The following is a 14,594-nucleotide window of genomic DNA, read 5'->3' on the forward strand; positions in this document are numbered from 1 at the left end:
CCAGAGTCTAGGGGATTCGGGAGGCGAAGTGAAGCCTGCGTGGCCGGAACGGATCGGTCGACTCGAACGCCTTGACAACCCCAGCATAGTGGTTAATCGTTTGGCCCACAGCTCAACATTTCCGTCCGAGATCCATCCGTCTCCGGATGAGCGGTTCACCTCTCCGATCCCCGCAGTGGTCGCCTCGCGACGAGTGGGAGAGGGACGTCACCGGCACACCGCGAAGGGGAAAGTCATGAAGGCCACGCCACGGAGTCGGGGCGAGCTGTCCAGGCGACGCCTGCTGGGGATGGGATTCGGCCTGGCAGGGCTGGCCGCCGCCGGCTGCCAGGTCAAGGTCGACGACGATGCTGCGCCCCGGCCGGCCGCCACGGTGTCGATACCCGATCCACAGCTCGAGCTGCCGGACGGGGATCTCACCTTCCGATGGGTCGACAGCGGGTCGCTGAAGGCGCTGTTCAACGAGGCTGTCCTCGAGGCGTACCACGAGAAGCACCCCAACGTTACGACCGACTACACCGGCCAGGGCTGGCCGACGGTCAACGACACCGTCACCTTGGGCATCAGGAACGGCACCGCGCCGGACATCTTCGCCATGCCGCAGTCGGTACCGCCGGCGACCGCGGTGGAGGAAGGCTGGGTACAGCCGATCGACGATCTGATCCCCGACTTCGACGCCTGGCGGGAGCAGTGGCCGGCGGACGCTCTCGTGCCCGGTGAGCACATCTTCGACGGCAAGGTCTACACGCTTCCGCTGGGAAGCAGCCTCGTGCTCAGCCAGTTGCTGATCTACGACGTGGCCGTCCTCGAAAGCGCCGGCGTCGACCCGGAGCGGGACCTGGGCTCGTGGGACCAGATGCGCGCCGCGGCGCGGACGGTGACCCAGCAGGGCGGTGGGGACGTGTTCGGACTCATCATCCCCGGCGGACAGCGCATCGGCCGGATCGTGATGGAGCTCGCCGTGAGTGCCGGCTGGCGGTCGTCGGAGACCATCTGGGGCTTCGACTTCAGCACGGGGGAGTACGCCTTCGATGCGCCGGAGATCATGGCGGCGCTGGAGCATCTTCGGGCCTTCGAGGCCGACGGCAGCCTGTTCCCCGGCTCCTTGACCTTCAAGAACGACGACGTGGTCGGCCGGATGCCGAACGGCGTGGCCGGCATGACGTTCCACGGGAACTACTACGTCGCGGAGTGGAAGCAGGGCTCGCCCGGGTGGGAGTTCGGGTTCGCCGGACAGCCTCCGCAGGAGGAGGGCGGCGCCGTCTTCGAGCCGTACCAGGCGCTGGGCAACAACAACGTCTGGGTCTACGCCGACACGCCGTATCCGACCATAGCGGCCGACCTGCTCTCCTACGTCGGCTCGGTGGAAGGGCAGACCCAGCTGGTGCGGATGACCAGTGGCCTGCTCCAGTCGGTCATCCCCGAGGCGAACGAGGCGGCCCAGGGGTTCGACCTGGACCCGCACGGTGTCAAGTCCGCCGAGCTGGCCCGCGAGCAGATGCGCAAGTGCCCGATCCCGTCGGCGCGCAACCCGGAGGTCTCGGCCGCGCTGGTCGAGGCACAGACGATCAAGCCCGACTTCAACGAGCTGGTCCAGGGCGTCTTCACCGGCGACATCACCGACGCGGCGAAGGCATTCGCCGAGTACAACGCCACACTGAACCGCTCCCTGGACGAGTCCATCGCCGAAGCCCGTGCCAAGGGAGCCGACATCTCCCGCGACGACTGGGTCTTCACCGACTGGGACCCCACCCAGGACTACACCGCCTAGGAGATACGAGGCCGATCCGTGTCCGTCACCCAGCCACGCCGATCCAGCCGGGACTGGAGCCGCTTCGCCACGCCCGCGTGGTGCTACGCCTTCATGCTGCCCGCGCTGGTGCTGGCCGCGTTGTTCACCTTCTACCCGATGGTCATGTCGTGGGTGTACTCGACCGTCGACTGGAACGGCTTCTCGTCCGACATCGAGTTCGTCGGCCTGGCCAACTACCGCGAGCTGATGAGTGACGGACTGTTCTGGGACGCGTTCGGGCGATCACTGATCTTCGTCCTGGTGGGCACCCCGTTGCGGGTTATCGGAGCGCTCCTCGTCGCGATCGTGCTCAACCAGCAGGCGCTCAAGCTGAGCCCCGCGTTCCGGACGATGTTCTTCATGCCCGTCGTGACGACGGCGGCGATCGTCGGCATCGTCATGACCTTCATCTTCGGTCCCTACGGCGGGCCGTTGAACGAGGTTCTCGTGAGCCTGGACGTGGTCGACGCGCCGGTCGACTTCCTCGGCGACAGCGACACCGCCATCTGGGCCGTGCTGCTGACCCACACATGGAAGAACTTCGGCATCACCATGATCTACTGGCTGGCCGCCCTGCAGACCGTTCCGCAGAGCTACTACGAGGCAGCCAAGGTCGACGGCGCCGGCGCATTCGCCCTGCTCCGCCACATCACGCTGCCCGTGTTGCTGCCCTTCGCCGTGGTGATCATCGTGCTGACGGCGAACGAGAACCTGCACGCGTTCGCGCTCGTGCAGGCCATGACCGCGGGCGGGCCCTTCTTCAGTACCCAGGTGATCGAGGTGTACATCTACCAGACCGCGTTCGCGGCCGACGCCACCGGCGGGGGCGTGCCACGGCTGGGCTACGCCTCGGCGGCCGGCTGCTTCTTCGGCACGGCCGCGCTCGTCCTCGCCCTGATCCAGGGCATCGCGGTCCGCCAGACATCCCGTATGCGCAAGCAGCTGAAGGCGTGAGAGCCGATGACATCGACCAGTGAGGCCGGCCCGTCCATGGTGGACGATCAGACGGCGACGATGCTTGGCCGGCGACGTGCTGGCCGGCGGCGAGGCCGTGGCCGGCGCCGCCGGAGCAACGTGGTCCGCGCCACCATCCTCAGTGTCGTTCTCGTGCCGATCTGTCTCGTGTGGATCTACCCGTTCATCTGGATGGTGTCGGCTTCGCTGAAGACCAACGCCGAAGTCTTCAGCGGTCTCGGGCTGTTCACCGACGTCGTCCGGCTGGACAACTACGTGCGCGCCTGGAACGAGGCCAACGTCGGGCGCTACTTCTTCAACAGCGTGTTCGTGACGGTCTTCTCCGTCCTGATCGCCGTCACCGCCACCTCGATGATCGGGTACGTGCTCGGCCGATACCGGTTCCGGGGCAAGAAGGTGATCATCGGGATCTTTGCCGCCGCGATCTTCCTGCCCGAGGGGTACACGATCATCCCGGTCTTCGACCTGATCTCCAAGCTCGGGCTGACCGGCTCGCTCTGGGGAGTCACCCTGGCCGAGGCCGGTGGCGCTCACGTCGTGATCATCCTGCTGTTCGCGGGGTTCTTCGCCCAGCTGCCGGGCGAGTTGGAGGAGGCGGCGCGGATCGACGGCGCCGGCTTCCTGCGGATCTTCGCCAGCGTCTACCTCCCATTGGCGAAACCGGTCATCGCCACCGCCGTGATCCTGCAGTTCATGCACAGCTGGAACGACTTCCTGCTGCCTCTGGTGCTCACCTTGTCGCAACCGGACCTGCGCACGCTCGCCGTCGGCATCTACGCGTTCAAGGGCGAGCACCTCACCGACTGGTCCGGGATGGCCGCGGCGTCGACCATCGCCCTCCTGCCGATCATCCTGCTGTTCTTCTTCCTCCAGCGCTACTTCGTCGAGTCCGTCGCCGGCGCCATGAAGGGATGAGTAATGGGTGGAATCATGCAACGCGGAACCGGCACGTCCCTGAGCGCGGCCGCGCGCCTGGCCGCGCTCGCCTCGACGCTCGTCCTGGTGAGCCTCGCCGCACCGGCGAACGCCGCCCCAGTCGGGTCATTGCCGCCGATCACCGATCCGGCGCCGTTCGGCTGCTTGCCGGCGACACCCGGCGACACCGTCGGCGGCCGGTACCTGGTGTGCACCAACGACCCCAGCTCCAGCGACCCGGCGCAGCGCGAGCCGTACCTCGAGGAGCTGACCCGGCTGACCGAGCTGGCCGTCGCCGGCGACCAGATCCACATCGCGATGTACAACTGGTGGTACCGGAAGGTGGACCAGCCCACCTACGACTACAGCGAGATGTACGACTTCACCCACGCGCTCATCGACGCCGCCGACCGCGGCGTGGGTGTGCACATCGCGCTCGACGAGCACTCCGACCCCGACCACTACGCCGACATCGACGTGCCCGGCCTCGCCCAGCCGTGGGACGAGCTCTCAGTAGCCGCGAACGTCGATTTCGTCTCGTGCGGGGAGACGACCGCGACCGACTCGCTGTGCCTGCAGACGCCCGGCAACGACTCCGCCATCCAGCACAACAAGCTCTTCCTCTTCAGGCTCGGCGGCACCAAGCACGTTCTCGTGTCGTCGGCGAACCTCGGCGCCCCGGGGATGGGCGACCAGTACCAGAACCTCGTCGGCATCCGTGACGACGTCCGGCTCTACGACTTCTTCGCCGACTACTACCGGCGCCTGGTCGACAACGACTGGGACGGCTGGACCACCGCGGCGGACCGGCGCTCGAACGGCGACGCGAACCCCTTCACCGGCGTGGTCGAGACACGGGGTTACGTCTACCCGCATCCCAAGCCGGAAGACACGGTCGCCAACATTCTCGGCAAGGTGCAGAGCTGCCCGTCCTCGGGCGATCGGAAGATATGGCTGGCCGAGCCCTCCATCAAGAACAGCCGGCTGACCGCGAACGACAACCAGCTGCTCGACCTGCTGACCAGCCTCGTGAATCTGGGATGTGGTGTCAAGATCATCACCAAGTCGGTGGACGACCCGGCCGACCCCGACGACGTGTTCTCGACCTTGACCAGCACGGGTGCGGAGGTGGTGACGGTGTCGTGCCTGCACAGCAAGTACATCATCGTCGACGCGGTGAGCAACGGCATGAACGGCGGCGATCCAGGCAGCCGTGAGTACGTGTGGACCGGGTCGAGCAACCTGGGGCCTGGGTCGGCGTGGAGCTCGGCCAACAGCAACGTCTGGGTCGAGCAACACGACGTCGTGCGCGCGTATGTCTCGAACTTCACCGCGATCTGGAACCGCAACTACGCCGGGGAACCCGACCCGTCCTGCACGTAGCCGGACTCAGCGATATCGCGCGGCGAGCGAGGTGAGTACCGTCAGCATCGCGCTCGCCGCGGCCGTCCCGGGCGGCCGAGCTGGCCAGCGTCGACATGATGGTGACGCCCGTCCCGCCGCGACCAGTGCTTGCTTTCCGGTCCAGTCGTCGCAGGTGAAGCCGATGTGCGGTGGGCCTCCGAGGGCCTTCGCGAGGGGTCCAGCGGCCCGAGGCAGTCCGGGTGGCTGCCCTCGATCCGGGCCGCCGCGCAGCTCGCGCAACGAGACGGTGGTACGGCTCGCGCGAACGCACCCATCCGTGCCTCCAGGGCTCCCAGCCGGGCGAGGATCTCGCGCGCCTCATCTATGGCCGTGACTCCCGTATGGCCGTGACTCCCGCCGCCGTGGGCGCGACGCCACGCGGGATCCTGCGGAACAGCTGGACGCCCACTCATGGTCGAGGCCATCTCCCGGCGCTTCGCCGTCACCTCGCTCACGAACGTGTCGTACTCGCACCGATACCTCGGCGACGAGACGCTGCGCGACAGCGAGTCGGTGCTCGGTCTCCAGCTCACCGCGGTCCGTGGCGAGCGGGTTCTCGAACCTGGCGTGCCCGCGGCGAGCGCGTGAGGACCAGGTCATCGGGTACCGGTCGACGAGTGTCGGACGGACCGAGGAGTGATCATGGCCGAGACCGTGGCGGACCGGTTGGTGGGACGGCTGCGCGAGTGGGGCGTTCAGCAGGTCTTCGGCTATCCGGGCGACGGCATCAACGGCATCGTCGCGGCGTTCGAGGCGGCGGACGGCGAGCCGCGGTTCGTCCAGTCGCGGCACGAGGAGATGTCGGCGTTCCAAGCGGTCGGCTATGCCAAGTTCAGCGGCCGGCCCGGGGTCTGCGCCGCGACGTCCGGCCCGGGCGCGATCCACCTGCTCAACGGCCTGTACGACGCCAAGCTCGACCACGTGCCCGTCGTGGCGATCGTCGGCCAGACGGCACGCGCGGCGATGGGCGGCCACTACCAGCAGGAGGTCGACCTCCAAGCGCTGTTCAAGGACGTCGCAAGCGACTACCTCGCGGAGGTGAACGTGCCGGAGCAGCTGCCCAACGCCGTGGACCGGGCGTTCCGGGCCGCTCTGGCCCGGCGAGGGCCGACGGCGTTGATCGTCCCGGCCGATGTGCAGGAGCTCGACTACAGCGCGCCCGGTCACGTGTTCCGGCAGGTGCCGTCTGGACCGCCGGACGCCCCGGAGGCCGTGGTAGTGCCGAGCGAGGATCAGCTCGCGGCGGCCGCGGGCGTGCTGAACGCCGGACGGAAGGTCGCCATCCTGGTCGGCCAGGGTGCCCGGGGTGCCGCCGACGAGGTGATGCAGGTCGCTGAGACGACCGGGGGCGGCGTGGCGAAGGCCCTGCTCGGCAAGGACGTGCTGTCCGACGATCTCCCCTATGTCACCGGCTCGATCGGCCTGCTCGGCACCCGAGCCAGCTACGAGCTGATGCGGGGCTGCGACACCCTGCTGATCGTCGGCTCGAGCTTCCCGTACACGCAGTTCCTGCCCGACTTCGGCCAGGCCCGCGCCGTGCAGATCGACCTCGACGGCCGCATGGTCGGCATGCGCTACCCAACCGAAGTGAACCTGGTGGGCGAGGCACGGGCGACGCTGCGGGCGTTGCTCCCACTGCTCCGGCCGACGACCGACCGCTCGTGGCGTGAGGAGGTGGAGGGTCACGTCGCCGACTGGTGGGGGATCGTCGAGCGCCAGGCCATGATGGACGCACGGCCGGTCAACCCGATGCGCATCGTGCACGAGCTGTCGCTGCGCGTCCCGGACGACGCGATCGTCACCGCCGACTCGGGCTCGTCGACCACCTGGTACGCGCGCCTGCTCCGGATGCGCGGGCGGATGCGCGGTTCGCTGTCGGGCACGCTGGCGACGATGGGTGCGGGCGTGCCGTACGCGATCGGTGCGAAGTTCGCCCACCCCGACCGGCCGGTCGTCGCACTGGTCGGCGACGGAGCGATGCAGATGAACGGGCTGGCCGAGCTGATGACGGTCACCCGGTACCGGGACCGGTGGGTTGACCAACGCTTCGTCGTCTGTGTCTTCCACAACAACGATCTCAACATGGTGACCTGGGAGCTGCGGGCGATGGGCGGCGCGCCGAAGTTCGAGGACTCGCAGACCCTGCCTGACGTCGACTACGCCGGCCTGGCACGCGGCCTCGGGTTCGAGGCGATCAATGTCGACGAGCCCGGTGCGCTGGGGGACGCCTGGGATCGGGCGCTGTCCGCGGATCGGCCGGTCCTGCTGGACGTCCGGTGCGACCCGGAGATCCCGCCGATCCCGCCGCACGTCACCTTCGAGCAGCTCAAGGACACCACCGAGGCGCTGCTCAAGGGCGACCCGAGCGCATGGCGGGGCCTCGTCCACGGTGTGCGGGCAAAAGCACAGGAGTACGTCCCGGGCCAACGGTGACCGCTCCCCCGGCGCACAGCACTGGCGAGCCGCAGGTAAGGCGGGCGGATGGCGTCTGAGAGACGAGCGCCCGCCGAACCCCCGCTGGCGGGCGCCGGAGGGGGCGGGCACCTCGCCCGGTACGGCCGGACCATCCGGGGCATGGCGCTACCGGCCGGTACATCACATTCGCCCCACAGTCGATATTCGTCAACATGTGTCGCGATGTCGGTGGCGGCGCCCGCGCGGCTGAGGGCTCGACCGCACGCCGTGCGGCGATGGTCCGCTGAATGAACGGCCGCGCATAGGGTATGAAAGGTCCGTGGGTCGCGGCGGCTGACGTGGCATCAGGGTCTAGCCGCCGCGACCCGCGTGGATGTGCCTCCTGGATGCGGTGCGGCCCGGTGGTCCGGACCATCCTCGCGGAGAAATTTCTGATCGTGGTTCCCGGGTCGGTCCCGCCGGCGGGCTGGTGTTCCGGGCGCCTCGATCAGGTGTACGCACCTGACGGCAGCTGGCCGCGGCCCATTGGACTGGAAGACGGACCGTTCTGTACCGCAAGGGGTTGATAGCGGCAACGCAACGTGCTTTCGTGGATCTAGCGTGGTCAAGCAATCGCCACCGCCCTTCGATTTTCTGGAGAGGTGTCGGCATGCAGGCCCAGGTCTTCTCGTCCATCGACGAGCGCGCACAGCACCACCGCCAGCACCCCGAGAGAACAGATCGCCGAGAGGCGGCGAACGACCTGTTCAGGAGGGCCGCCCGGGCCAAAGGCCACGAGCGCCAGCGGCTGATCGACGAAATCGTCCTGCTCCATCTCGGCCTCGCGGAATCCGTCGCCAGGCGCTACAGCAACCGCGGCATCGAGCGTGACGACCTCGTCCAGGTCGCGAACCTCGGGCTGGTCAACGCCGCCCAGCGGTTCGATCCCGACCTCGGCAAGGACTTCGTCTCCTTCGCGATGCCCACCATCACCGGCGAGGTGAAGCGGTACTTCCGCGACCATGGCTGGGCCGTCCGGCCGCCGCGTCGGGTCCAGGAACTGCATGCGGCTTTGAGGGTGGCCACGGCCCAGCTCTCGCAGTCTCTCGGCGCGGCGCCGACGCATGCGGAACTGGCCGAGCATCTCGGCGTCGACGTCGAGGAGATCAGGGAGGCCACCGCTTCACACGAGTGCTTCACGACCGCCTCCATCGATTATCGCGGTGGCGATGGTGACGAGACGCCGATGGCGGACTCACTCGGCGAGGAGGAGCGCGGTTTCGCCCGCGCCGACGCTGTCGTGATGCTGGCGCCGCTGTGTCGCGAGCTGCCGCAGCGGGATCGCCGCATTCTCTACCTCCGGTTCTTCCGCGGCTGGACACAGCAGGAGATCGCCCAGGAGTTGGGCGTCACCCAGATGCAGGTGTCACGCCTGCTGGCCCGAATCCTCGGTGCCTTGCGATCCGGCCTCGGCGCGCCGGAGCCCGACCGGCCCACCCGGCGGCGTCGCGCGTAGCCGGCTGGCCGCCGACACACGAAGCCTGAGCCGGTCGACCCGGACCGGCCGGCCACAGGTGTTCGCACCGGGCGACAGCCCCAGCAGGCACATCGAGCACATCACCGTCGTGACCGGCGTAGGGAGGGCTCTTCTGGTCAGCTCTTCTTCCGAGCGGCCGCCTTGCCGCCCTTGCTGCCGGCCTTCTTCTTCTGGGCGGTGGTGCCGCCTTGCGAGCTGTCGCCACCGGAACCACTCTTCGTGCCGCCACGGCTCGATGAGCCGGGGGAGTTGGCGATGCGTGCCGCTCGCTCCTTCGACATGCCCTTGTCCTTGAGGGCTTCGTACTGCTTCTCGTTCTTCACGTTCGCCGACTTGCGGGGCATTGCCACCTCCACGTCTGTGCTGCTCGTGAGGGTCTCCTACCCTTCCGTTACCGGTTCACACGGCCGTGGTTCCGTGCCCGGGTACCGTCTGAGGCGCCGCTGGCGGGGTAGATGGTCACCATGCGCGTCGACGGCTCGATCGGCCTGGTCCGCCTGGGGTATCGGTGGGCAGCGGAGCTTCGGCGAGGGCAGCCTGCCGTCGAGACCCGGTTCCTCGGCCGACCCGCCGCCGTCATCGGTGGTCCAGCTGGGGTGAGGCGCTTCTATGACCCGCGGCTGCGCCGCCAGGGTGCGGTTCCCACGCCGGTGAGCTCTGTGCTCTTCGGGCGAGCGTCGATCCATGGTCTCGACGGCGACGAGCACCACCACCAGAAGACGATGTACATCGAGGCCCTTGGTCCGGACTCGCTGGGCCGGCTGCGTGACCAGGCACGCCGGCAGTGGGCGGCCGCCGCCCGGGCCTGGGAGCCCGGGAGGCCGTTCGTCCTGTTCGATCAGGCCGTTCACGTTCTGTCGGCGGTGGCGATCGCGTGGTCGGGCATCCCGTGCGGGCCGGGGGAGGTCTCGCGCCGCGCTGGCCAGCTGGTCGCCGTCCTCGACGGGTTCGCCAGCCCTGGCCCGCGCTACCTGAGGGCACGCCTCGCGCGCCGGCGGCTCGACCGATGGGCGACCGCGCTGATCCGGGCCGTTCGCACCCACCACATCGTTCCAGACCCCGGAACCGCGCTGGAGACCACGGCTGAAGCGCGGGACGTGACCGGACGGCTCTCAGCGGATCCGGCAGCGGCGGTGGCCCTGCTGAACCTGGTGCGCCCCATGGTCGCCGTTGCCTGGTTCGTGGCCTTCGCCGGTGTCGCACTGGACCACCAGCCGTGGTGGCGTGCGCGCATCGCCGACGGGGACGCGGCCGCGTGCACCGCGTTCGCACACGAGGTCCGCCGCCGATATCCGTTCGTTCCGGTGCTGGCCGCTCGTGCCCGCACCGACCAGGACGTCCTTGGGGTTCCCGTGCCGGACGGCGGTTACGTGATCCTCGATGTGGACGGCACCGACCGGGACCCGCGGCACTGGCCTGACCCGGACAGGTTCGATCCCGGCCGTTTCCTCGGCCCGACGATCGCCCCTGGCACACTCGTACCGCAGGGCGGCGGAGACCTGCGGACCGGCCACCGCTGCCCTGGCGAAGCCGCCACCCTCGTCCTACTCGAGGAGGCGGTCCGGCGGCTCGCGCTGACCCGATACGACCTGCCACCGCAAGACCTCACCGTCGACCTCGCGCGGATCCCCGCCCGACCGCTCAGCGGGGTCGTCGCCGTGACGCGCCGCTGAATCAAGGCCGCGGTCGCCAGCGGCGTCAGCTGGTCGAGGCTCTCCAGGAGCCCGCGCAGCGACTGGCGACCGGTGAGACCGTGGGTCGAACATGATCTCGTCGGCGCCGACGTCGCGCACGGCGGGTGGTTCCCCGGCATCGACTGGGTGGCTGTCGTCCTCTGCAACGACGCGGACGTCGCGCCCGTGTATTCGCGGGCCCGCGAACTCATCACCGCCGGCTGACCAACTCGGCGCGAAGCCGGCGGTGAGGAGCTCGCAGCCGGTTCGCCCCAACTCCGGCGATGCGCTATCCTCGGGCAGGCAAGATCGAGGGCCGGAACGGCAGAAGCCGCATCTGGCAAGGGTTCTTGTCAGGCTTCCGTACAGCACGGGAGTCGGCGACGCGGGGTGGAGCAGCTCGGTAGCTCGCTGGGCTCATAACCCAGAGGCCGCAGGTTCAAATCCTGCCCCCGCTACCAAAACCGCAGGTCAGGCAAGGTTTCCCCTTCTCGGATGGGGAGAGAAACCATGCAAGACTCGGCGAAAAGTCGGCGCGATCACCAGTCGCGCCGACTTTCTTCATTTCCCACCAGGTGCGTACTCGACACCGCTCGGCGGCGCTCGGTCCGCCTCGCACACCCGACGTGCATGAGCGAACCTGCACACCCCGTTTCCGGCCTCGAGCCGGTGCTGACGATGTCGGAGCTGGCCGCCCACCTGGGCGTCCCGGTCCAGACGATCCACGACCATCGCCATCGTGGTCGCGGACCTCGCGGCATCCGCGTCGGACGCGAGCTGCGCTTCCGCCTCTCCGAGATCCAGGCATGGCTAACCGAGCTCGAGGAGCACGACGACGCTGCCTCGTCTCGGGCCGGTGAGGTTCGATGAGCGCAGGACGCAGCCGACTGGAAATCGGCACCTACGGCGACATGAGCACCATTCGCACACCCCGCGGGCACCGTCCGAGCCGAGGCACGCTTCCGGACTGGACGGTGAGGTCCGCAATGTCACCGCCACCGGCCCGACCGTCAAGGCAGCCAAGCAAGCCCTGCGGCAGAAGCTTGCCCGGCACGTCACCGCGACTGGATCCGGCACGACGCTGTCCCCGGAGAGCACGGTCGCCGAGCTAGCGGCCGCCTGGTTGGATGACGTCCAGGTCCGCACCGATCTGGCAGAGGGCACCAGGGACCTCTACGCCCGCGAGGAAGAGTCTGATCCTTCCGCACCTGGAAATCCTGCGACTGCGGGAGGTCACCGTCGGACGGATCGAGCAGCTCATCAAGCGCCAGGCAACCGTCTCATACGCGCACGCCAAGCACAGCCGCCGGATGGTGTCGATGATGTTCAACTTCGCGCTGCGCCACGACGCCGTCCACATGAACCCGGTCGCCGGGGCCGCCCGCCTCTCGGCGCCGAAGAGCCAGCCGAAGGCGTGAGGTACGAGGAGGTCGAGCAGGTCCGCAATGCTGCCCGAACCTGGCGCACCGGCAAGTCGGTCAGCGGACCCCGCCCGGACGGGCAAGTTCGCGAACTGTCATCGCCCGCGCGACCGACGCCAGACCGCAGCTGAGATGCTCGGCATTGCTCCGTCCCCGGACCCTGTTCTGTGACAAGCCAGGAACCTAGGGGACGACACCGGCGTGCGCCCCACGAGACGCCAAACCCACCCACGGATGTGTCAGAAGAGCCTCAAATGACGTCCGACGGCTTGGCAGGAGGTTCAGATGGCGCAGGGGTGAGGTGTCCTCCGACGACGTTCAGCGCGGTCGTCCGGAGAGTGGCCTGACTAAAGATGATCTCATTCATGGTTCCGAGCTGGGTTCGGTAGATGACGACATCTGGAGCATGACGTGGTCGCGTAGTTCTCGCCGATCTCGTCGTGAACGCTCATGCGTCCCTGTGCGCATGTCTTGCGCCGACCGTCACGAGCAGCGCGTGCGGAATTGCGGGGAAGCTGCAGGTAGCTGGCTCCCTTGCCGGCAACATCACGACGAGGGATCATGGCAGGACGGCTACACACCGTCACGGTCCGGTCGCAAAGCGCGGACACTATAGCCCCTGTCGATTCATTTGAGTCGGGCATGTAACGGTTGACCGGCATTTCGGCAAACTTCCGGGAGACTATTCGTCTGGTAGCGATGCAGTTCGATGGTCATAGTCTATTGGGGGCCTCGCACAGGGTTTGTCTACTCCGCGCAACCCAATGAGTTGCCGATTCCGGAGACAGTCACTCAGAGTGACGTTCCGTACGCGTGAACTTCAAGATCATTGCTTGCCCGATCAGGCCTCGAACCGGTTGCCCCGCAGTAAACATCATGTAGAATGTTCCAGATCCAAGCCGGGTCAGGGTGACGTTCGACTGATCCGCCGTAGTACGGCGGCCACGTCATAGAAGGAGCCACCGTCGAGACAGCCACGAGGGTCAGGCAACACCGTGCTGATCCCGCGGCCCAGCGGGAGGAGTAGCGAAGATATGAGAATGAGAACAGTGGCGATCTCTGTGCTTGCCGTGGGGGTGGCGGCGACGGCGTGCGGTTCTACGACGGGCGAGACGAGCTCGGACGGCGCAGCAGGATATCCCGAACGGGCCATTACGTTCCTCGTACCGTTCGACACCGGCGGATCCAGCGACCTGACGGCGCGGGCCATTGCTCCAGCCCTAGAGCAGGAGCTCGGTCAGCCGGTCAACATCGTCAACAAGGGCGCCGCAGGTGGAGTGACAGGGCTCACCGAGCTGATGAACGCCAAGAGCGACGGGTACACCATCGGCCTCGCGGCATCCGGACAGTTCAGTGTGGCGCCGTTGACTGCGGACGTGCCTTATACCATCGACGACTTCGCCGGCTACGTGGGGCTGATCGAGGAAGCGAACATGCTCACAGTCAATGCGTCGTCGGAATGGCAGGATTTCGATGACCTCGTGGACGCCTTCGAGCGCGGAGAGACCATCCAGTTCGGTCACTCGGCCGATCTCCTCCGGCTGATCCAAGCGCGAGTGTTCACCGACGCAGGTATCGAAGCCACTGGCATCCCGTTCTCCAGCGGCGGCGAGAGCAACACGGCGCTGCTCGCTGGCGACGTCGACGTGATCGCGCAGTCGTTGGCGGCCGGCGTGCCAATGGTGGAGAACGGTCAGACCAGGTTCCTCGCGACGTTCGCGTCTGAGCGGCTCGAGTCGTATCCGGACGTGCCGACGCTTGCGGAGCTGGGCTATGACGCCGGGCAGAGTGTCGCCCGCAAATTCATCCTTGTCCCGAAGGACACCCCGCCCGAGATCGTGGCTGTCATCGAAGAGACGGCCACTGCGGCCATGCAGGACGCGACCTACAAGGAGTTCGTCGCGTCGTCCTCGTCGTCGTTGCCCGAAGACGTCACGGGAGATGCGTTGAAGGAGCAGCTCGACACTGAGCGATCCACCTACGAGAGCTGGATGGAAGAGCTGGACACGGTGCAATGACGCTGGACCGCGGACAGCGTTACGCGGGTGTTGTCGCGATCGTCGGCGGAGCGCTCTCGATCGGCTATTCGATGATTGCCCTGTCATTGGGGGCACTGTCGCAGCCCGGCTCGGGATTGTGGCCGCTGATCGTGAGCGTCGGTCTTCTCGTTGCGGGCGTCGTGCTGGTAGTGCGGCGCCCGCGGGACGCGGATACCGGTGATGATTCGGACACCGTGGTGGAGGAGGCCGGACCGTCGGGCCGATTCGTGGTGATCGCCGTCGCGGTGCTGGTGGCGTACGTGATCGTGCTGCAACAGTTCGGCTTCGTGGTTGCCGCCGCTTTGGGCACGATCGCCTGGCTGCGCTGGTTCGGCCGCGAGTCCTGGGTGTCGTCTGCGGTGATCGGGCTGGTCGCCGCTGTCTGCCTCCACTTCTTGTTCGTCGAGGTCCTCCACGTGCCACTTCCCTGAGTAGGGAACTTTC

14 protein-coding genes and 1 tRNA gene are annotated in these 14,594 nt (G+C 67.7%); 14 read left to right on the top strand and 1 reads right to left on the bottom strand.

Features of this window, described 5'->3' with window-relative positions:
- Positions 1 to 235: 235 nt before the first annotated feature.
- The 7 genes from E1269_RS02000 (at position 236) to E1269_RS02025 (ending at position 8,996) form a co-directional block, all read left to right on the top strand.
- Positions 236 to 1,771, top strand: coding sequence for an ABC transporter substrate-binding protein (locus E1269_RS02000; protein ID WP_131890521.1), 1,536 nt, complete (start codon positions 236 to 238; stop codon positions 1,769 to 1,771).
- 18 nt (positions 1,772 to 1,789) lie between these two features.
- On the top strand, positions 1,790 to 2,746 hold the full coding sequence (locus E1269_RS02005) for a carbohydrate ABC transporter permease (protein WP_131890523.1): 957 nt from the start codon (positions 1,790 to 1,792) through the stop codon (positions 2,744 to 2,746).
- A 153-nt stretch (positions 2,747 to 2,899) separates the two neighbouring features.
- Entirely contained in the window at positions 2,900 to 3,682 is a 783-nt protein-coding gene (locus tag E1269_RS02010) for a carbohydrate ABC transporter permease (RefSeq protein ID WP_203432754.1), read from the top strand.
- A 15-nt stretch (positions 3,683 to 3,697) separates the two neighbouring features.
- Positions 3,698 to 5,065, top strand: a complete 1,368-nt coding sequence (locus tag E1269_RS02015; protein WP_162606181.1) for a phospholipase D-like domain-containing protein — start codon at positions 3,698 to 3,700, stop codon at positions 5,063 to 5,065.
- Positions 5,066 to 5,497: 432 nt separating this feature from the next.
- Positions 5,498 to 5,674, top strand: coding sequence for a hypothetical protein (locus E1269_RS32055; RefSeq protein WP_162606182.1), 177 nt, complete (start codon positions 5,498 to 5,500; stop codon positions 5,672 to 5,674).
- Between the two features lie 54 nt (positions 5,675 to 5,728).
- Positions 5,729 to 7,519 carry a thiamine pyrophosphate-requiring protein gene (locus E1269_RS02020; protein ID WP_131890528.1) on the top strand — a complete coding sequence of 597 codons (1,791 nt, stop codon included), beginning with the start codon at positions 5,729 to 5,731 and terminating at the stop codon, positions 7,517 to 7,519.
- A 544-nt stretch (positions 7,520 to 8,063) separates the two neighbouring features.
- Complete coding sequence (locus E1269_RS02025) at positions 8,064 to 8,996, top strand: SigB/SigF/SigG family RNA polymerase sigma factor (protein WP_131890530.1); 933 nt, start codon at positions 8,064 to 8,066, stop codon at positions 8,994 to 8,996.
- A gap of 137 nt (positions 8,997 to 9,133) precedes the next feature.
- Here the strand turns inward: E1269_RS02025 and E1269_RS02030 are convergent, their stop codons facing one another.
- Complete coding sequence (locus E1269_RS02030) at positions 9,134 to 9,361, bottom strand: DUF7218 family protein (RefSeq protein ID WP_131890533.1); 228 nt, start codon at positions 9,359 to 9,361, stop codon at positions 9,134 to 9,136.
- 111 nt (positions 9,362 to 9,472) lie between these two features.
- On the opposite strand from E1269_RS02030, the gene E1269_RS02035 reads away from it, so the two are divergent.
- From E1269_RS02035 to E1269_RS02060, 7 genes are all read left to right on the top strand, one after another.
- Positions 9,473 to 10,690, top strand: a complete 1,218-nt coding sequence (locus E1269_RS02035; RefSeq protein ID WP_131890536.1) for a cytochrome P450 — start codon at positions 9,473 to 9,475, stop codon at positions 10,688 to 10,690.
- A gap of 72 nt (positions 10,691 to 10,762) precedes the next feature.
- Positions 10,763 to 10,915, top strand: coding sequence for a hypothetical protein (locus E1269_RS32060; protein ID WP_162606183.1), 153 nt, complete (start codon positions 10,763 to 10,765; stop codon positions 10,913 to 10,915).
- Positions 10,916 to 11,074: 159 nt separating this feature from the next.
- A tRNA-Met gene (locus E1269_RS02040) sits at positions 11,075 to 11,151 on the top strand.
- 169 nt (positions 11,152 to 11,320) lie between these two features.
- A complete protein-coding gene (locus E1269_RS02045) occupies positions 11,321 to 11,560 on the top strand; it encodes a helix-turn-helix transcriptional regulator (RefSeq protein ID WP_131890539.1) in 240 nt (79 codons plus the stop codon).
- Positions 11,561 to 11,817: 257 nt separating this feature from the next.
- Positions 11,818 to 12,108 (top strand): hypothetical protein, encoded by a 291-nt coding sequence (locus tag E1269_RS02050; protein WP_131890542.1) that lies wholly within the window; start codon positions 11,818 to 11,820, stop codon positions 12,106 to 12,108.
- A gap of 1,052 nt (positions 12,109 to 13,160) precedes the next feature.
- On the top strand, positions 13,161 to 14,129 hold the full coding sequence (locus E1269_RS02055; protein ID WP_162606184.1) for a tripartite tricarboxylate transporter substrate binding protein: 969 nt from the start codon (positions 13,161 to 13,163) through the stop codon (positions 14,127 to 14,129).
- Positions 14,126 to 14,581, top strand: a complete 456-nt coding sequence (locus E1269_RS02060; protein WP_131890547.1) for a tripartite tricarboxylate transporter TctB family protein — start codon at positions 14,126 to 14,128, stop codon at positions 14,579 to 14,581. The genes E1269_RS02055 and E1269_RS02060 overlap by 4 nt, the downstream gene beginning before the upstream one ends.
- The last annotated feature ends 13 nt before the right edge of the window (positions 14,582 to 14,594 follow it).

This window comes from Jiangella asiatica (assembly GCF_004349065.1).
In the GTDB taxonomy this organism is placed as follows: Bacteria; Actinomycetota; Actinomycetes; order Jiangellales; family Jiangellaceae; genus Jiangella; species Jiangella asiatica.

Bases quoted from the DNA above. Each gene is read 5' to 3' on its own strand.
- E1269_RS02000 (WP_131890521.1), top strand. From the start codon at position 236: ATGAAGGCCACGCCACGGAGTCGGGGCGAGCTGTCCAGGCGACGCCTG.
- E1269_RS02015 (WP_162606181.1), top strand. From the start codon at position 3,698: ATGCAACGCGGAACCGGCACGTCCCTGAGCGCGGCCGCGCGCCTGGCC.
- E1269_RS32055 (WP_162606182.1), top strand. From the start codon at position 5,498: ATGGTCGAGGCCATCTCCCGGCGCTTCGCCGTCACCTCGCTCACGAAC.
- E1269_RS02020 (WP_131890528.1), top strand. From the start codon at position 5,729: ATGGCCGAGACCGTGGCGGACCGGTTGGTGGGACGGCTGCGCGAGTGG.
- E1269_RS02030 (WP_131890533.1), bottom strand. From the start codon at position 9,361: ATGCCCCGCAAGTCGGCGAACGTGAAGAACGAGAAGCAGTACGAAGCC.
- E1269_RS02035 (WP_131890536.1), top strand. From the start codon at position 9,473: ATGGTCACCATGCGCGTCGACGGCTCGATCGGCCTGGTCCGCCTGGGG.
- E1269_RS02045 (WP_131890539.1), top strand. From the start codon at position 11,321: ATGAGCGAACCTGCACACCCCGTTTCCGGCCTCGAGCCGGTGCTGACG.
- E1269_RS02050 (WP_131890542.1), top strand. From the start codon at position 11,818: ATGACGTCCAGGTCCGCACCGATCTGGCAGAGGGCACCAGGGACCTCT.
- E1269_RS02060 (WP_131890547.1), top strand. From the start codon at position 14,126: ATGACGCTGGACCGCGGACAGCGTTACGCGGGTGTTGTCGCGATCGTC.